Genomic DNA, 17255 nt, shown 5'->3' on the forward strand with positions numbered 1-17255 from the left:
GCGCCGGCGGGCCTCAGAGCTGGGTCGGCTGCCGCTGGGTGAGGCCGTACGTCTGCGCGATCGCGTTCCAGAGCTGGGCGGCCTTGGCCTTCTCCGCGGTGGCCGTCCCGCTCTCGCGGTCGCCGGCCTGGGTCTCACCCGTGTACCGGGCGTGGCCCTTCTTGCAGCCCTTCTTGCCGCCGACCTGGTCGGCCCAGGCCGCGTAGTGCCGGTCCGCCGACTCCGAGGCCTGCCAGGCCTTGGTCAGCGCCGCCGTCAGATCGGCGTTGCCGGGGAGCTTGTCGACGGACAGCTCTCCCAGACGGGTGACCAGGCCCTTGCGCTGCTCGGCCGCGGCGCGCAGGTCGGAGGCCGCCTGGCCGAGGTTGTTGCAGCTCTTGACCTCGGCCACCGCCTTGATGACGGAGGCGCGGCTGCTGCCGCTGTCGGCCAGCAGCTTGTCCAGCGCGACCGCCTGCTCCTTGGCCGGATCCGCGGCGGGCGCGGCGGAGGCGTCGTCGGTGGCGGGCGCGGTGGCCGCGACGGTGGTGTTCTTGTCGGCGCTGTCGCCGTCCCCGTCGCCGCCGCTGAGCAGCGCCCCGGCGCCGATGCCGAGGACGGCGATCCCGACGCCCACGGCCGCGATCACCGGCATGCGCGAGCCGGTGCGCCGACCTCCCCGGCCGCCGCCGTCGTCGTCGTACCCGCCGGGCGGCGCGGACATGGACCGGGCGTGGGGCTGGTCGGGCGGGCCCTGCTGGTAGCGGGGTATCTGCTGCGTCGACGGGGCTGCGCCGCCGGAGTCGCTGCGGAAGAGGTTGTCGAACTCGGCGGGCGTCTGCCGCCCGCCGGCGTCCACGGGCGCCATGAACTGCGTCGCCTCGGCGTCGGGGTGACCGGGCGCGGCGCCCTGGGGCACCTGGCCCGGGTACGGGGCGGGGCCGCCGCCCGGTCCCTCCGGCGGCAGGGCTCCCGGCCCCACCGGCGGGATGTACTGCGTCGCGCCCTCGTCCATCCCCGCGCCCGGCACGGGCGGCAGGAACTGGGTGGCGCCTTCGTCCGCGGAGCCCGCGGGGACCGGCGGGATGTACTGCGTCGCACCCTCGTCGGCGCCCGGCATCCCGTGCCCGGCCGCGTACGGGCCGGCGCCGGCCGGGGGCAGCCCGTGCCCGGCGTGCGCGGGGACGCCGTAGGGGTCGGCACCCGGCTGCTGGTACGCCGGGGCGTTCTCCGGGGGCAGGGGGCCCGCGCCCGGGTGCTGCGGGGCCTGGCCCTGCGCGTCCCACTGGCCCTGCGGGTACGGCTCCGGAGAGCCCCACGGCTGCTGCCAGCCCTGGTCCTGCTGCGGCGGATGCTGCTGGTCGGGGCCCCACGGCTGGCCCCAGGCCTGACCGCCGGCCGGGGTCGCCGCCGGGGCCTGACCGCCCGCTCCGCCCTGATGGCCGCCCGGCCCGCCGGTCATGCCCGGCAGCAAGGGCTCACCACCGTCGGAGGGCAGCACGATGCCTTCGTGCGCGGGTCGCGCCGAGGGCTCCTCGCCCTGTCCACTCTGCGTCACCGGGACTCCTACGAATGGGGGACCTTCGGAATCGTCGGCTCACGCTACCGGGTCCCCGGAGCCCCGTGCCACGCAGCACAGGACCAGACCTCCTTCCCTGTGACGGCAGTAACAAAACCCGCCCGCCGCACGCTGCTTATCTGCCAGGTCTCACGGCGGGCACCCGTTCACGCCGCCACGCGCGTCTCCAGCCGCGCCCCGAACTCCCGTACCACCGGCTCGTCCCGGAACGGCTCCAGGCGCTGCTGGAAGTCCTCCAGGTACTCCGCGCCGCGGTCGGAGCGCAGCGTCCGCAGCAGCTCCACCGCCTTCAGCCCGGTGCTGCAGGCCTGTTCGACCTCCCGCTGCTGCACCTGCGCCGTGGCGAGGAGCACATAGCCGATGGCCCGCCGCCGCGCCCGTGACGCGGGATGCCCGGCCAGCGACTCCTCGGCCGCCCGCGCGGACGCCTCCGCCTGCCCCAGGTCCCGGTGGCAGTGCGCCAGTTCGTCGGCGAGATACGCCTCGTCGAAGTGCGCGATCCACGCCGGGTCGTCCCCGGAGTGCGGTTCGGCGGCCTCCAGCGCGCTCACCGCCCGTCCGGCGGAGAACTGCGCGGCCCGCGCGTCGCCCATGAGGGCGTGGCCGCGCGCCTCGGCCGCGTAGAACATCGCCTCCGCGCGCGGAGTCACACGACCGCGCGCGCCCTCCTGCGCCGCGCGCGCCAACTGCGCGATCTCCCGCGGGTTTCCGAGCTGCGCGGCGAGATGGCTCATGGAGGCGGCCAGCACATAGCCGCCGTAGCCGCGGTCCCCGGCCGCCTGGGCGAGCCGCAGCGCCTGGATGTAGTACCGCTGGGCCAGGCCCGGTTGGCCGGTGTCGACGGCCATGTACCCGGCCAGCTCGGTGAGCCGGGCGACCTCGGCGAACAGATCGCGGCCCACCGCCTCCCGGTAGGAGCCGGCGAGCAGCCCGGAGACGACGCTGTTGAGGTAGTGCACGACCACCGGGCGCACATGCCCGCTGCCGTGGCTGTGGTCCAGCTCGACCAGCGCCTGCGTCATGGCCCGTACGGCGGCCACGTCGGACTGGCCCACCCGCGACCCCGCCGCCCGCGCCACCTGCGGGTCCGGCGCGGAGATCAGCCAGTCACGGCTCGGCTCGACCAGCGCGGAGGCGGCGACGGAGGAGCCGGACAGGAAGTCCCGGCGGCCCACGTCGCTGCGCCACAGCTCGCAGACCTGCTCGATGGCTCCCAGCACCGTCGGCGAGAACTGAAGGCCCACGCCCGAGGCGAGGTTCTTGCCGTTGGCCATGCCGATCTCGTCGATCGTGACCGTACGGCCGAGTTTGCGGCCGAGCGCCTCGGCGATGATCGCCGGGGCCCGTCCGCGCGGCTGCTGTCCGCGCAGCCAGCGCGCCACCGACGTCTTGTCGTAGCGCAGATCGAGACCGTGCTCGGCACCGCACATGTTGACCCGGCGGGCCAGCCCGGCGTTCGAGCAGCCCGCTTCCTGGATGAGCGCCTGCAGCCGTTCGTTCGGCTGCCGCGCGACGAGAGGCCTGGCGGCCATGGCGTTAACCCCCTGAAGCTGCGGTGCCTGCTCACGCACCGAGTTGACGGCTCTTGCGCGGCCGGACGCGATCCGCGCCCCGGCGAAAAGTTCCGGCCGTGAAGATCGATGCCCCGTGGACATACCGAAAATGCGGGACATGTGAGGATTGCCGGGGTGAAGGCGGTTGCCGCCCCCCACCGAACTACCCAGCGCCCGCCGGCGATCCTCCTGCGCGCCCCCACACATGCACCCATGCGCCCCGAGCACGGAAGGGTGCTCCTCCCCGGCGCGTCCGACCACCCGACCCGCCCGTAACTCCAGGTGGGCGCGGCAGTTGAGTGGGGCGTGGAAGAGACGATCGCGGGCGCGGAAGCCGCACACAGCGCCGGCCGGGTGGCCGGTCACGTCCCCCAGCAGCGCGGGGAGTCGCTGCAGGAGACAGCCGTTCGCTACGCCGAGGAACGCCACTGGGACGTGTTCCCCGGCACCTGGCTGGTGACGGTCGGCGGGGTGCAGCACTGCTCCTGCGGGGACCCGCGGTGCGCCGCGCCCGGCGCGCACCCGGCGCGCGAGGGCTGGGCGTCCCTGGCGACCGGCGGTGCGAGCACGGTGCGCGGGATGTGGCAGCGGCAGCCGACGGCGTCGATCCTGCTGCCCACGGGCCGTACGTTCGACGCGATCTCCGTGCCGGAGACGGCCGGGTTCCTCGCGCTGGCCCGGCTGGAGCGGCTGCGGTCCGCGCTGGGCCCGGTGATCCTGACCCCCGAGCGGCGGATGCAGTTCTTCGTGCTGCCGGGCGCGTCCGTGAAACTGCCGGACCTCCTGCGGCGGCTGGGCTGGTCGCCGGCCTCCCTCGACCTGGTCGCGCTCGGAGAGGGCGCGTACGTGGTGGCGCCGCCCACGCGGTACGGCTCGCGGGCGGTGCAGTGGGCCTGCCGGCCGACACCGGCCAATCGCTGGCTGCCGGACGTGGAGGAGCTGGTCCCGCCGCTGGCCTACGCATGCGGCAGGGACCGGCGCTAGCCACCCGTCCCGTTCCGGCTCCGGCTCCCGTGGTGGCCCGACCTCGCCCGGTGGAGCCGCAGATCAGCACGGTCCCGCACCCCTCGGGCAGGGTCCCCCGTAGGGTTCGTGCTGACGGAGGGAGCAGTGACAGTGGGTACAAGCGCCGTACACGTGCAGGGGCTCTGGAAGCGGTTCGGGCAGCAGGTCGCCGTCGCCGGGATCGATCTCGCGCTGCCCGCCGGGAAGTTCATCGGGCTGGTCGGGCCGAACGGAGCGGGGAAGACCACCACGCTCTCCATGGTGACCGGGCTGCTGCGGCCCGACCAGGGCACCGTCGAGATCGCCGGGCACGACGTGTGGCGGGACCCGGTGGCGGTGAAGGCACGGATCGGCGTGCTGCCCGAGGGGCTTCGGCTCTTCGAGCGGCTGTCGGGGCGCGAACTGCTCTCGTACTCCGGGCGGTTGCGGGGGCTGCCCGGGGACGAGGTGGACCGGCGGGCCACGCAGCTGCTGGACGTGCTGGACCTCGCGGGCGCGCAGCACAAGCTGGTCGTCGACTACTCGACCGGCATGCGCAAGAAGATAGGTCTCGCCTGCGCTCTGCTGCACAACCCGGAAGTCCTCTTCCTCGACGAGCCCTTCGAAGGCGTCGACCCGGTGTCCGCGCAGATCATCCGCGGCGTCCTCGAGCGGTACACCGCCTCCGGCGCCACCGTGGTGTTCTCCTCGCACGTCATGGAACTTGTCGAGTCCCTGTGCGACTGGGTGGCCGTCATGGCCGCGGGCCGCATCCGCGCCCAGGGCACCCTCGCCGAGGTGCGCGGCGAGGCTCCCACCCTTCAGCAGGCGTTCCTCGAACTCGTCGGCGCGCAGGGCCGGGACGCCGGTTCCGACCTGGACTGGCTGGGCGGCGGTTCCCGATGAACGCCGGGGCCCCCTCGATCACGCCCGTCGTCGTACGCCTGAAGCTGTCACTGCTGCGCAACGGACTGAGGCAGTCCGGCGGGCGGCGGGCCGCGTTCATCGCGTCGGCCGTCTTCGCGCTGCTGTTCGCCGCGTTGCAGATGGTGGGCCTGATCGCGCTGCGCGGCCACGCGCACATCGACTCCGTGGCCGTCCTGGGCGTGGCCGTGCTGGCGCTGGGCTGGGCCGTGATGCCGCTGTTCTTCCCCACCGGCGACGAGACCCTCGACCCGACCCGGCTGGTGATGCTCCCGCTGCGGCCGCGACCCCTGGTCGGCGCGCTGCTGGCGGCGTCCCTGGTCGGCATCGGGCCGCTGTTCACAGTGCTGCTGCTGGTGGGCTGCGTGATCGCGGTGGCGCACGGGGCGGCAGCGTCCGTCGTCGCGGTCCTCGCCCTCGTCCTCACGCTGCTGGTGTGCGTCGCCCTGGCGCGGGCCGTGGCCGCCGCCAACATCCGGCTGCTGACCAGCCGCAAGGGACGGGATCTCGCGGTACTCAGCGGACTGGTCATCGCGGTCGGGGCGCAGGTCGTCAACTTCGGCATGCAGCGCCTGGGCTCGGCCGGGCTGGGGCAGCTCGGCCCGGTGGCGGACGTGCTGCGGTGGCTGCCTCCCGCGTCGGCGGTGGGCGCGGTGGACTCGGTGAGCAGGGGCTCCTACGGCGTCGCGGTGGCCCAGCTCGCGCTGACCGCGGCCGCCCTGGCCGCCCTCCTCGCGATGTGGGCGCGCAGCCTGACCCGGCTGATGACCTCGCCCGACTCCTCGACCCTCCAGCCCGTCGGCGCTCCCGAGCGCGCCCGGGCCCGCGAGGGCGGCGGCCTGGCGGGGTGGCTGCCGGACGGCCGCACCGGCACCGTCATGGAGCGCAGCCTGCGCTACGTCTGGCGCGACCCGAAGACCAAGGCGGCCTGGGTGACCGCGCTCGCCATCGGGCTGATCGTCCCGGTGTTCAACGCGGTCCAGGGCACCGGCTCGCCGTACTTCTCCTGCTTCGCCGCCGGGATGCTCGGCATCCAGATGTACAACCAGTTCGGCCAGGACACCTCCGCTTTCTGGCAGGTCGCACTGACGATCTCGGCACCGCGTGACGCCCACGTCGAGCTGCGCGCGCGGGCGCTGGCGCTGCTGCTGATCACCCTGCCGTACGCCACCCTGGTCACGGTGCTGACGACGGGCCTGCTCGGCGAGTGGCGCCGGCTGCCGGACGTGCTCGGCCTGTCCTTCGCCCTGCTCGGCGCGATGCTGGCGACCGGGGCGTGGACGTCGGCGCGCTTCCCGTACTCCATCCCGCAGGAGGGCCACAAGAACGTGGCTCCCGGTCAGGCCGGTCTCGCCTTCGTCTCCATCCTCGGCGGCATGGTCGCGGCGGCCCTGCTGTGCCTGCCGTTCATCGCCCTGGTCATCTGGTCGAACGTCAGCGCCACCGGCGGCAGCTGGAGCTGGGTGCTCCTGCCGGTGGGCGCGGGCTACGGGGCGGCGATCACGCTGCTGGGCCTGCGGCTGGCGGCGCCGCGCACGGCGGCCCGGCTGCCGGAGATCCTCACGGCGGTGAGCAAGGGCTGAGCGGGGCCCGGGAGGGGCCAGGCTCAGCGCAGGCGCGCGGTCACCACGTGGACGGTGAAGCCGCACGGAACCCGCCCGTCCGGCCCGGCGAGTCCGGCCGCCTCCCGTACGAAGCTCTCCCGCAGCCGGGAGACGGCGGCCGGGTCGAGCGGTCCGACGTCGTAGATGCCGGACAGGGCCGCCCAGACCTGCTCCACCGGGCCGCTCAGATCGATCGGGACCGTCTCCCGGTCCGGGGCGCCGAACCCGGCCGGCTCCAGGATCGCGCCGAGGCCCTCGCGGCTGCGGGTCCTGCGGTCGCCGAGCGGCGGAATGCGCTGCTCGGCGGGCGCCCGCTCGACGGCGGCCCTCAGCAGGCCGCTGAACAGCTCGTACGCCTCCCCGCCGAGAGCGCCGCCGCCGACCACGCAGGCCAGTGTGGAGCGGGGCGACAGCACCCGGGCGATCTCCGCCGCGACCCGGTCGACGTCGCCCATCAGCATCAGCGCCATGTGGCAGACGCAGGCGTCGAAGGCCCCGTCGGCGAACGGCAGCCGCTGCGCCCTGGCCTGGGCCAGCGCGGTGGTGCGCAGGGACGGGCGGCGCCGGGCGAGGGCCAGCGCCTCGGGCGAGAGGTCCACACCGGCGAGGCGCCGCCCCTCGGTGCGGGCCAGCAGGTCCAGCAGGACGCCGTCGCCGCAGCCGAGGTCCAGGACCCGCCGGGCGCCGGCCACCCGGTCGCTCAGGATCCAATAGCTGGATCGCCCGTCCGGCGATCGCCCGGCCACGAAGGCGTCGGCGGTGACCGCCGGGTGTTCGGCGGGGAAGGCCTTGAGGAAGGCCTCCTGGACGGCCGTGGGCACGGTTGGGAACGTGGCGGGAGACGCCGTGGGAGACGCGGGGGCGGCGCTCATCCGGTGAGCACCGCGTCAAGGAAGGGTTCGATGGCCATGCGCCACGCCTCCGGCTGGTCGTAGTGGACGAGGTGACCGGCGTCGGCCACCTCCGCGTACTGGCCGCGCGGCAGGACGCGGACCATCTCCTGGGCCTCGGCCCGGCCGAGTTCGCCGTCCAGGCCGCGGACCACGAGGGCCGGACAGCGGACCTGGGCCAGCTCCTCCCAGTGGGCGTCGTACACCCAGGCCTCGCGGGAGGTGAGCATCTGCTGCGGTTCGAAGACGGGACGCCAGCCGTCGGCGCTCTCGTGCATGACCTCGGCGTAGAACTCCCCGCGGGCCGGGTTGGGGCGCTCCACCCAGGGGTCGTCCTCGCCGAACCACTTCCGTACGTCCGCGAGGGCGGCGAAGGGCACCGGCCAGGCACGGAACCAGTCCTCCCACTCCCGCTGGGAGGCGGCGCCGAGCGCGGAGGCGCGCATGTCGCAGATGATCACCGCCCGCACCAGGTCGGGGCGGCGGGCGGCGAGCTGCCAGGCCGTCAGCGCGCCCATCGCGTGTCCGATGACGACGGCCGGGCCGAGGCCGAGCTGTTCGAGGGCGGCCTCGGCGTCCTCGACGTAGGCCTCACGGCCGTAGGCGGCCTGCGGCGTCTTCTCGCTCTGGCCGTGTCCGCGCTGGTCGAGGGCGACGGCGCGGTGCCGGCCCGAGAGCCAGCGGGCGGTGGCGGCCCAGTGGGAGGCGCGGCCCATCAGACCGTGCAGTAACAGCACGCCGTCGGACCGCCCGGACACGTCGGGCCGCCCGGGTGCCGGCTCCCTCCCCTGCCCCGGCACGGCCTTCGGGGGCTCCGCGAACTCCCAGGCGGCGAGCCGTACACCGCCCGACCCGGTCACGTCGATGCGCCGCACCATTGGTCCTGGCACCCCCCTGAACCGTGTTCAGCTTCCGTATTCCGTCGTGCACATTCTGTAGCGAGCGCGGGCCATGAGGCCCTCACGCGGACACTCAGGCTATCGAATACGCATTCGAAAACGCTGGCTCTGCCGTCAACACCCCTCGTTCGAGTGACGCCTGGCCAGGATTGATCGCCGCCCCCAGGGGGAGATCTTCAACGGGAGGCGGACCACTCGGGGAAAAGCGGTCCGAGGGGGACGACCCTGAGAGCTCGGGGCTCCGGGTCGCCGAAGGGGAGGACAGGCCCCGGCGCCGCACGGCGCCGGGGCTCTCCCCATGTCTGCGGCACATCTCCCCACCCCTTCGGTCCCCATGCCTCCCGGCCCAGCCTCGCACGCCCGGCGCCCGCGCGCTGCGCTTCGACGCGCTGAACCACGGACGGGGGAAGACGGCGAGCCGGACGGGCGGCCGGCTCAGCGCTTGGCGACGAACACGTGGGAGGCGACCTCCGCGTCCAGCTCTGCCGCCTCGCCGCTGCTGCCGACCAGCACCCCGCCGGCCGACTCCGTCACGCTGACCACCGAGCCGGGCTGCACGCCCGCGCGGCGCAGCGTGTACATCAGCTGCGCGTCCGTCTGGATCGGCTCACCGATCCGGCGGACGACCACGGTCTTGCCGTCGGCGCCCGCGTCCAGGTCGGCGAGCGACACCATGCCCTCGTCCAGGAACGGGTCGGCGCCGTCCTTCTCGCCCAGCTCCTCCAGGCCCGGGATCGGGTTGCCGTACGGCGACTCGGTCGGGTGCCGCAGCAGCTCGAGCACCCTGCGCTCCACGGCCTCGCTCATCACGTGCTCCCAGCGGCAGGCCTCCGCGTGCACCTGCTCCCACTCCAGGCCGATCACGTCGACCAGCAGGCACTCGGCGAGCCGGTGCTTGCGCATCACGCGCGTGGCCAGCCGGCGGCCCTCGTCCGTGAGCTCCAGATGCCGGTCCGGCGCCACCGAGACCAGGCCGTCGCGCTCCATCCGCGCGACCGTCTGGCTCACCGTCGGCCCGCTCTGGTCCAGGCGCTCCGCGATCCGGGCGCGCATGGGCACGACGCCTTCCTCCTCCAGCTCGAGGATGGTGCGGAGATACATCTCCGTGGTGTCGATCAGTCCGGACATACGTGCCCCTCGATTACCTCGGCCGGGAGCCTGGCGGCTCCCCGGCGCGTGCGCTGGCCCTGGAGTCAATTCTGACGCATCCCACTGACAAGCGGGCTGCCCGCGCGAAACGCAGACGACCCGCGAGCTGGGTCCCTCCGCCTCGGCGGAGGAGCCGGCCGGACGTACCGGCAGCTCGCGGGTCGGGTGACTGCTTGGAATCGGGCCGGCCGCACGTCTCTGTCACGCGCTGGTCCGGCACCGCACAGGGTGGGGTGACGGGCCGCTAGCCCGCAGCCACCTCACGCGTCCGGGTCTCACTCATCTACCGGATCACCTCCCTTCGTGTGTGCACAACACCCTAGGAAGCGGACCGGCGATACTCAAGAGGTTTTTTCGAGCGCGACGGGGACGCCGCCGCGGCCGAGCCCCTCTCGCGCGCTCAGGTGTGGCCGTCGTGCGGCAGAAGGGCCAGGTCGAGGGAGGTGGCGATCCGGGCGGCCACGTCCTCGGCGTAGGTCGCGTCGCCGCGTTCGAAGGGGGTACGGGCGGAGCCGCGCAGGAAGGTCACGACGCCGAGGGTGCGGCCCCGGCTGCGCAGAACCGCGCACAGGGCGTGCACGGCGTCCCCCGGCCACTGCCGGGCCTCGGCCCACTCGCGCGCCCGGTCGGCCGGCACGGCCCCGGCGGAGGCCCGCACGGAGCCGGCGCGCTCGACGCACTGGAGGGCGGGGTGGCCCGTTCCGTAGCGGACGGGCAGCCCGGCCCGGCCGGTGAGCAGGCTGGGCCCGGGGCCGCCGGACGGGGTGGCCGCGGCGCGGACCAGCCGGACCGGGGCCGCCGTCTCGGAGTCGGCCGGGACGGTCCCGCCCGCCAGGCGGTCGGCCGGGACGGCTCCGCCCGTCACCCGATCGGCCGGGGCCACGCCCGCCACCCGGTCGATCAGGGCGTGGTCCGCGAAGCCGGCCAGGGCGAAGTCGAGATGGACGGTGACGGCCTCGCCCGGGTCCTCGCACTCGGCGGCGGCGCGGGCGGCCCGGTGCAGCTGGTTGCCGCGGAACCGCAGCAGCGCGGCCTCCTGCTCGCCCTGCTTGGCCTCGGTGACGTCGGCGAAGAGCCAGGCGACGCCGAGCGGTACCGGTTCCTCGGCGAGCGGTGAGGAGAGCCGGACGAATCCGCTGCGCCAGCAGCGCCGCCGGTCGCCCTCCGGGGTGCGTACGCCCACCCACAGCTCGGCGGGGGCGGGCGGGGCGCCCTCGGCCAGGACATGGGTGAGCGCGCTCTCCAGCTCCTCCAGGCCCTGGGTGAGCAGTTCGCCGAGCGGCCGGCCGAGGGCCGCCGTGCGGCCGGTGCCGAGGGCCTGGGCCGCGTAGGCGTTGACGACGGCGGGCCGCAGGTCGGCGTCGACGAGGACGACGCCCCAGAACGCCTCTTCGAACAGGGCCTCGCTGAGTGCGATGGACCGCTCCAGGTCGATCTGCGCGTGCACCTCGCTGAAGGCGCAGTACAGGCCGGCGGGCTTGCCGTCGGGCCCGTGCACGGCCGCCGACTGGGTCCGCACCAGGACACGGCCGCCGTCCTTGGTGACCAGCGCGAACTCGTGCACCTGCCGTCCGGGGGCGTGCATGGCGGACATCAGCCGCCCCTCGACCTCCTCGGTGTCCGCGCTGCGCACGGCCCAGCCGGCGAAGCCGTGCCGTCCGACGGCCTCGGCGGCGGACCAGCCCAGGATGCGCTCGGCCTCGCGGTTCCAGTGGGTGACAACCCCGTCGGCGTCGAAGGCGCACAGGGCCGCGTCCATGCCGTCGAGGAGGGCGGCCAGCAGATCGGAGCCGTCATGCATGTCGGAGCCCCGCGGGCCGTCCCGCTCCGGCTCGGGCTCGTCGGGCCCCAGCTCGTCGGTGGCCCCACTACGCCGGGAAGCACTCACCTGGACCCCCTGCAGGCTGCGTCCGCACGTACGGCGCGTCGTTTCGCTCACTGGTCATCATTCAACTCGAACGTGACCCAGCACACACCGGGTTCCCAGAACATTGAAGGAATTACCGTCCGCGGAAATTCCCCGCGACGGGTCGATCGGGACAGGTCAGTGCCGGTAGAAGATCCGGTCGGCGTACCGGTCGAAGACCTGGGCGTTCCACTCGCGGCCGCCGTCGACGTTGCCCGAGCGCAGCAGCGGCGGTTCGATGCCGCGGTCGGCGAGGACGGCGGCGGCGGTGGCCATGACCGCCTGGAGCAGGGCGGAGGTCACGACGGTGGAGGCGGACGCGAAGGGGGCCGCGACGGTGTCGAGGGTGAGTTCGGCGTCCCCGACCGCGATCTTGGAGTCGAGGACGATGTCGCAGTGGTCCTTCAGGAACGTCCCCGAGGCGTTCCGTGAGGTGGTTTCGGTCGCGTAGGCCACCGAGGTCACGCCGACGACCCGGACGCCGACGGCGCGGGCGCGGGCGGCCATCTCCACGGGCAGGGCGTTGCGCCCGGACAGCGAGATGACCACCAGGGCGTCGCCGGAGCGGAGGGGAGAGGTGTCCAGGACGGCGGAGGCGAGGCCGTCGACGCGTTCCAGGGCGGAGCCGAGGGTGGCGGGCACGACGTCGACGCCGACGGTGCCGGGAACGGCGAGCAGGTTCATCAGGGCCAGCCCGCCCGCGCGGTAGACGAGGTCCTGGGCGGCGAGGGAGGAGTGGCCGGCACCGAAGGCGAACAGGCGGCCGCCGGCGGCCACGGTGTCGGCGAGCAGCGTCCCGGCCGCCGCGATCTGCTCGGCCTCCTCGTCCCTGACCCGCTGGAGCAGGCCGATGGCGGCGTCGAGGAACTGGCCGGCCGGCGTGCGGTCGCTCATGCGTGGTCCGTCCCTTCGGGGCGACTGTGTGTCGCGGATCACGGTGAGGTCTGGACCAGAGCCGTGTCAATACGGCGCCGTCCGCGACGGGGCCGCCTCAGGGGCTCAGCCGCTCCACGCGCCAGCCGCCGTCCGGCTCGCCCACGTACCGCAGGCGGTCGTGCAGGCGGTTCTCGCGGCCCTGCCAGAACTCCACCGAGCGCGGGGCGACCCGGAAGCCGCCCCAGTGCGGCGGGACGGGCACCTGCTCGCCCTCGGGGTAGCGGGCGGCCAGCTCGGCGTAGGAGGCGTCGAGCTCCGCACGGCCGGCGATCACCGAGGACTGGGCACTGGCCCAGGCGCCGAGCTGGGAGCCGTGCGGACGGGTGCGGAAGTACGCGGCGGTCTCGTCGCGGCCGGTGCGGCGGGCGACGCCCTGGACGATGACCTGGCGGGCCATGGGGTGCCAGGGGAAGAGCAGGGAGACATGCGGGTTCCCGGCCAGGTCGCGGCCCTTGCGGGAGTCGTAGTTGGTGTAGAAGACGAAGCCCTGCTCGTCGAAGGACTTCAGCAGCACCGTGCGGGAGCTGGGCCGGCCGTCGGCGTCCGCGGTGGAGACGACCACGGCGTTGGGTTCGAACAGCCGGGCCTCGGTCGCGGCCTGCTGGAACCAGCGGGCGAACTGGGCGACGGGGGTGGCGGCCAACTCGTCCTCGGCCAGTCCCTCGGCCCGGTAGTGCATGCGCATGGAGGCGAGGTCGAAGGGGGCGGTCTCACCGGCTTCTCGGTCGGTCACGCGGTCATCCTGCCGTATCCGGCGGTCGCCCTTGCGGAGTACCCTCGCCCTCCACCGGGATCCGAGGTGGCACTGAGTGCCGCCCCACTCCCCTTTTGTGGCACTCGGGGTTATGGTGCTGCTGTCGATCCGGTCGGGTGACAGCCCACCGCGCGGGGCGTCGTCCCGGCAGTCCCGGTAATCCCCTCGGCCCCAGCCCCCATCGGTCCTCGTCACCTCGGTCGTCCCGTCGCAGTCTCTGTCGCACCCTCTGTCGCACAGACCACAAGGAGCCGCCTGATGTCCGACTTCGTACCCGGTCTCGAAGGAGTCGTCGCGTTCGAGACGGAGATCGCCGAACCGGACAAGGAGGGCGGCGCCCTCCGGTACCGGGGCGTCGACATCGAGGAACTCGTCGGTCAGATCTCCTTCGGCAACGTCTGGGGGCTGCTGGTCGACGGCGCCTTCGACCCGGGCCTGCCGCCCGCCGAGCCGTTCCCGATCCCCGTGCACTCCGGGGACATCCGTGTCGACGTCCAGTCGGCGCTGGCGATGCTCGCCCCGGTGTGGGGCCTGAAACCGCTGCTGGACATCGACGTGGAGCGGGCGCGCGACGATCTGGCGCGGGCCGCCGTCATGGCGCTGTCGTACGTCGCCCAGTCGGCGCGTGGGCAGGGCGTGCCGATGGTGCCGCAGCGGGAGATCGACAAGGCCCGCTCCATCACCGAGCGGTTCATGATCCGCTGGCGGGGCGAGCCGGACCCCAAGCACGTGGCCGCCGTCGACGCGTACTGGACGTCCGCCGCCGAGCACGGCATGAACGCCTCCACGTTCACCGCCCGCGTCATCGCCTCCACCGGCGCCGACGTGGCGGCCGCCCTGTCGGGCGCGGTGGGCGCCATGTCCGGCCCGCTGCACGGCGGCGCGCCCTCCCGGGTCCTCGGCATGATCGAGGAGATCGAGCGGACCGGGGACGCGGAGGGCTACGTCAGGAACGCCCTGGACCGCGGTGAGCGGCTGATGGGATTCGGCCACCGGGTGTACCGGGCCGAGGATCCACGCGCGCGCGTGCTGCGCCGCACCGCCCGGGAGCTCGGAGCCCCGCGCTACGAGGTCGCCGAGGCCCTGGAGAAGGCCGCCCTGGAGGAGCTGCACAACCGCCGGCCGGACCGGGTGCTGGCCACGAACGTCGAGTTCTGGGCGGCGATCATGCTGGACTTCGCCGAGGTGCCGGCGCACATGTTCACGTCGATGTTCACGTGCGCGCGTACCGCGGGCTGGTCGGCGCACATCCTGGAGCAGAAGCGCACCGGCCGCCTGGTGCGCCCCTCCGCCCGCTACGTCGGTCCCGGCCCGCGCAGCCCGCGGGAGATCGCGGGCTACGACAACATCTCGCACTGACCGGGCACTTCACCGCATCCGGCCGGCACGTGCGGCATCGCATCCGGCCGGCACGCGCGGCATCACGCGGGGCTCAGCAGCTCCGCGTGATGCCGTTGGGCCACCAGCGGGTGGGCGCGGACCTTTCCTTTCAACTCGTTGTAGCCGTACTCGGCGAACAGCGGATTGCCCGGGTCGTCCGTGACACCGGGCGCGGTCGAGGCGTGCGGGAAGGGCAGCGGGGCGACGCGGGCGTCCAGGCGCGGGTTGTAGAAGAACGGCACCGAGAACCGCTCGGTGGCACCGGGCGGGGAGACGACCCGGTGGTTGGTGGCGACGAGGTAGCCGTCGGTGGCGACCTCCAGCAGCTCACCGAGGTTGACGACGAACGCGCCCTCGATCGGCGGCACGTCGTGGAAGAGCCCGTCCGCGCGCTGCACCTGGAGCCCGCCGATCCGGTCCTGGAGCAGCAGGGTGAGGAAGCCGTAGTCCTTGTGGGCGCCGACGCCCTGGTCGGTGCCGTCGCCGGCGCTGCCCGGGTAACGGACGAGCTTGAGGTGCGGGTGGGCGTGCTCGCCGAAGACGGGGTCGTAGAAGTCGGCGGGCGCGCCGATGGCGGTGAGCAGCTCGTGCAGCAGCCTGCGGGCGACGGCGCCGAGCCGGTCGATCCAGGCGAGCGCGGCGGTGCGCAGCTCGGGCAGGGCGGCCGGCCACTGGTTGGGGCCCTGGAGCCACCAGTACGCGGGCTCGCCGGGGCCGGGGACGCGGGCGGGTCGCTCGGCGCCTATGTCGAGCTGGTCGCGCCAGTCGCGGGCACCGCCGGTGCGCTCGTCCCCGGTGCGCGTGTAGCCGCGGAAGTGGGGCGAGTTGACGTTGTCCAGGGCGAGGCGGTCGGCCTCGGGGAGCCGGAAGAAGGCGTGCATGGCGTCGAGCAGCGCGTCGGTCTCGGCCCGGGTGACGCCGTGCCCGACGAGCTGGAAGAAGCCCACGTCGTGGGCGGCACCGTGCAACTGCTCGTGCAGCAGCGCCCGTTCGCGGGGACCGCGGTCGGCGGCTGCGAGGTCGATGATGGGGAGCTGGTCGTACGACGGGTTCGTCGCCGTGTTCGTCATGGGTCACGTCCGCAGGGTGTACGGGTCCCGGGCGGCCGCCGTGGGTGGGCGCGCGGCACGGGTTCCGGAGGAGGGAAACCGGGTGAGAGGTGCGGGGCGATCGGCCGCCGCGGAAGGGGCAGGGTCAGGCGGAGCGCCGACAGCCCATGCTCGTGACGCGCACGTAGTCCACGTGGCGGCGTCGCACGAGCGGCAAGAACATGCGCACAGGGTACTGCGGGGCGGGCGACAGCGGTGTGGCCCGGTTCACGCGGTGGCCGGACCGCGGCCCAGCGCCTCCTCCAGGAGGGCCGCCCACTGGGCGACCACGCGTTCGCGGCGGGCGGTGTCGTCGGTGAGGAGGTTGGCCAGGCCGAGGCCGCGGGCCATGTCGAGGAAGCCCTGGACGGTTTCGCGGGCGCCGGGACGGGCCTCGTCCGCGCCCAGCAACTCGACCGCTATCCGGTGCGTGTCCCGGCCCACGTGGGCCTCCAACTCGGTCACGCGGGGGCGTAGTTGGTCTTCGTTGGAGGCGGCCACCCACAGGTGGAGCGCGGCGCGGAAGAGGGGCCCGGTGTAGAGGTCGACGATCGCGGCGACCACGGCCCGCCGGTCGCCGGCCGCGCCCTCGGGGAACAGGTCGCGCAGGGCGGTGGAGCGTTCCTCGGCCACGTACTCGACGGCGGCGGTGAACAGGTCCTCGCGGGTGGGGAAGTGGTGCTGGGCGGCGCCTCGGGAGACACCGGCGCGTTCGGCGACCACCGAGACCGTGGACCCGGCCCAGCCGTGTTCGGCGAGGCAGGCCACGGCGGCCTGGAGGAGCCGCTGCCGGGTGGCCCGGCTGCGGTCCTGCTTGGGGGCGCGTTCCGCGCGGTCGTGTGTGGTCACACCGCCCATTCGGGATCCCGTCGTTCGAGGAAGGCCGTCATGCCCTCGCGCGCCTGCGCGGAGGAGAACAGCCGGGCCGAGAGCGCGGTCAGGGCGGCCGCGTCCCGGTCGAAGGCTTCCAGCACCCTAGTCGTGAGCAGTCGTTTCGTCTCGGCCAGCGCCTGGGGTGAGGAGCGGCGCAGGCCGTCGAGGATCGGCTCCAGTACGGCGTCGGCGTCGTCCCCGGCGGCCGTCAGCAGGCCGGTCCTGACCGCCTCGGCCGCGTCGAACCGTTCCCCGGTGAGGCAGTGGCGGGCCAGCGCGCGCGGGTCGGCGCGGGGCAGCAGCGGCAGCGAGATCACCGCGGGGGCCACCCCGATGCGCACCTCGGTGAACGCGAACGTGGCCCGGTGCGAGGCGACGGCGATGTCGCAGGCCGCGAGCAGCCCGAGACCGCCCGCGCGAACGTGTCCGGTGACCCGGGCGACGACCGGCTTGGGCAGTTCGACGATCTGCCGCAGCAGGTCCACCAGCGCCTCGGGCCGGGGAGGGTCGCGCAGGTCGGCGCCCGCGCTGAAGGTGGTGCCGGTGTGGGTGAGGACGACGGCGCGTACCCCGCCGTCCCCGGCGCAGTCGGCCAACGCGGCGGCCAGTTGCCCGACGAGCGCCGCCGACAGGGCGTTGCGGTTGCCCGGCGAGTCCAGGCCGAGCGTCTCTACGGCACGCGCGCGTGTACGTCCGATCAGGGTCATGGCCGCTGCTCCCACTCGCCGCGGATCATGGTTCCTCCTCGCTTGTGGCG

General features: G+C 74.1%; 15 protein-coding genes. 4 read left to right on the plus strand and 11 right to left on the minus strand.

Annotated elements, in window-relative coordinates; genetic code table 11:
• Nucleotides 1-13: 13 nt before the first annotated feature.
• Both OIE49_RS16305 and OIE49_RS16310 read right to left on the minus strand, forming a co-directional pair.
• Nucleotides 14-1537, minus strand: a complete 1524-nt coding sequence (locus OIE49_RS16305) for a hypothetical protein (RefSeq protein WP_326802960.1) — start codon at nt 1535-1537, stop codon at nt 14-16.
• A gap of 167 nt (nt 1538-1704) precedes the next feature.
• Nucleotides 1705-3090, minus strand: a complete 1386-nt coding sequence (locus OIE49_RS16310; RefSeq protein ID WP_100568951.1) for a transcriptional regulator — start codon at nt 3088-3090, stop codon at nt 1705-1707.
• Between the two features lie 327 nt (nt 3091-3417).
• Here OIE49_RS16310 and OIE49_RS16315 point away from each other — a divergent pair, with 327 nt between their 5' ends.
• From OIE49_RS16315 to OIE49_RS16325, 3 genes are all read left to right on the plus strand, one after another.
• Nucleotides 3418-4095: a bifunctional DNA primase/polymerase gene (locus OIE49_RS16315; protein WP_326802961.1), complete on the plus strand. Its 678-nt coding sequence runs from the start codon at nt 3418-3420 to the stop codon at nt 4093-4095.
• A gap of 111 nt (nt 4096-4206) precedes the next feature.
• Entirely contained in the window at nt 4207-5001 is a 795-nt protein-coding gene (locus OIE49_RS16320; protein ID WP_326806247.1) for an ABC transporter ATP-binding protein, read from the plus strand.
• Nucleotides 4998-6602, plus strand: a complete 1605-nt coding sequence (locus OIE49_RS16325; RefSeq protein WP_326802962.1) for a transporter — start codon at nt 4998-5000, stop codon at nt 6600-6602. The genes OIE49_RS16320 and OIE49_RS16325 overlap by 4 nt, the downstream gene beginning before the upstream one ends.
• Nucleotides 6603-6625: 23 nt before the next feature.
• On the opposite strand, the gene OIE49_RS16330 is transcribed toward OIE49_RS16325, so the two are convergent.
• The 6 genes from OIE49_RS16330 to pdxH all read right to left on the minus strand — a co-directional run bounded on the left by OIE49_RS16330 (nt 6626) and on the right by pdxH (nt 13136).
• A complete protein-coding gene (locus tag OIE49_RS16330; protein WP_326802963.1) occupies nt 6626-7444 on the minus strand; it encodes a class I SAM-dependent methyltransferase in 819 nt (272 codons plus the stop codon).
• A 47-nt stretch (nt 7445-7491) separates the two neighbouring features.
• Nucleotides 7492-8391, minus strand: a complete 900-nt coding sequence (locus OIE49_RS16335) for an alpha/beta fold hydrolase (RefSeq protein WP_326802964.1) — start codon at nt 8389-8391, stop codon at nt 7492-7494.
• A gap of 456 nt (nt 8392-8847) precedes the next feature.
• Nucleotides 8848-9540: a metal-dependent transcriptional regulator gene (locus tag OIE49_RS16340; RefSeq protein WP_100568956.1), complete on the minus strand. Its 693-nt coding sequence runs from the start codon at nt 9538-9540 to the stop codon at nt 8848-8850.
• A gap of 421 nt (nt 9541-9961) precedes the next feature.
• Nucleotides 9962-11449 (minus strand): PAS domain-containing protein, encoded by a 1488-nt coding sequence (locus OIE49_RS16345; RefSeq protein WP_326802965.1) that lies wholly within the window; start codon nt 11447-11449, stop codon nt 9962-9964.
• 156 nt (nt 11450-11605) lie between these two features.
• Entirely contained in the window at nt 11606-12361 is a 756-nt protein-coding gene (locus OIE49_RS16350) for an SIS domain-containing protein (RefSeq protein ID WP_326802966.1), read from the minus strand.
• A gap of 97 nt (nt 12362-12458) precedes the next feature.
• Nucleotides 12459-13136 carry a pyridoxamine 5'-phosphate oxidase gene (pdxH, locus tag OIE49_RS16355; protein ID WP_326802967.1) on the minus strand — a complete coding sequence of 226 codons (678 nt, stop codon included), beginning with the start codon at nt 13134-13136 and terminating at the stop codon, nt 12459-12461.
• A 279-nt stretch (nt 13137-13415) separates the two neighbouring features.
• Here pdxH and OIE49_RS16360 point away from each other — a divergent pair, with 279 nt between their 5' ends.
• Nucleotides 13416-14516: a citrate synthase 2 gene (locus OIE49_RS16360; RefSeq protein WP_326802968.1), complete on the plus strand. Its 1101-nt coding sequence runs from the start codon at nt 13416-13418 to the stop codon at nt 14514-14516.
• Between the two features lie 62 nt (nt 14517-14578).
• Here OIE49_RS16360 and OIE49_RS16365 read toward each other — a convergent pair whose 3' ends face one another.
• From OIE49_RS16365 to OIE49_RS16375, 3 genes are all read right to left on the minus strand, one after another.
• Nucleotides 14579-15607: an isopenicillin N synthase family dioxygenase gene (locus tag OIE49_RS16365; RefSeq protein WP_326802969.1), complete on the minus strand. Its 1029-nt coding sequence runs from the start codon at nt 15605-15607 to the stop codon at nt 14579-14581.
• A 246-nt stretch (nt 15608-15853) separates the two neighbouring features.
• A complete protein-coding gene (locus tag OIE49_RS16370) occupies nt 15854-16483 on the minus strand; it encodes a TetR/AcrR family transcriptional regulator (RefSeq protein WP_326802971.1) in 630 nt (209 codons plus the stop codon).
• On the minus strand, nt 16471-17205 hold the full coding sequence (locus OIE49_RS16375) for an enoyl-CoA hydratase family protein (RefSeq protein ID WP_326802972.1): 735 nt from the start codon (nt 17203-17205) through the stop codon (nt 16471-16473). The genes OIE49_RS16370 and OIE49_RS16375 overlap by 13 nt, the downstream gene beginning before the upstream one ends.
• Nucleotides 17206-17255: the final 50 nt, after the last annotated feature.

This window comes from Streptomyces sp. NBC_01788 (assembly GCF_035917575.1).
Lineage (GTDB): Bacteria > Actinomycetota > Actinomycetes > Streptomycetales > Streptomycetaceae > Streptomyces.

Bases quoted from the DNA above. Each gene is read 5' to 3' on its own strand.
- OIE49_RS16310 (WP_100568951.1), bottom strand. From the start codon at position 3,090: ATGGCCGCCAGGCCTCTCGTCGCGCGGCAGCCGAACGAACGGCTGCAG.
- OIE49_RS16325 (WP_326802962.1), top strand. From the start codon at position 4,998: ATGAACGCCGGGGCCCCCTCGATCACGCCCGTCGTCGTACGCCTGAAG.
- OIE49_RS16335 (WP_326802964.1), bottom strand. From the start codon at position 8,391: ATGGTGCGGCGCATCGACGTGACCGGGTCGGGCGGTGTACGGCTCGCC.
- OIE49_RS16340 (WP_100568956.1), bottom strand. From the start codon at position 9,540: ATGTCCGGACTGATCGACACCACGGAGATGTATCTCCGCACCATCCTC.
- OIE49_RS16350 (WP_326802966.1), bottom strand. From the start codon at position 12,361: ATGAGCGACCGCACGCCGGCCGGCCAGTTCCTCGACGCCGCCATCGGC.
- OIE49_RS16360 (WP_326802968.1), top strand. From the start codon at position 13,416: ATGTCCGACTTCGTACCCGGTCTCGAAGGAGTCGTCGCGTTCGAGACG.
- OIE49_RS16365 (WP_326802969.1), bottom strand. From the start codon at position 15,607: ATGACGAACACGGCGACGAACCCGTCGTACGACCAGCTCCCCATCATC.
- OIE49_RS16370 (WP_326802971.1), bottom strand. From the start codon at position 16,483: ATGGGCGGTGTGACCACACACGACCGCGCGGAACGCGCCCCCAAGCAG.
- OIE49_RS16375 (WP_326802972.1), bottom strand. From the start codon at position 17,205: ATGACCCTGATCGGACGTACACGCGCGCGTGCCGTAGAGACGCTCGGC.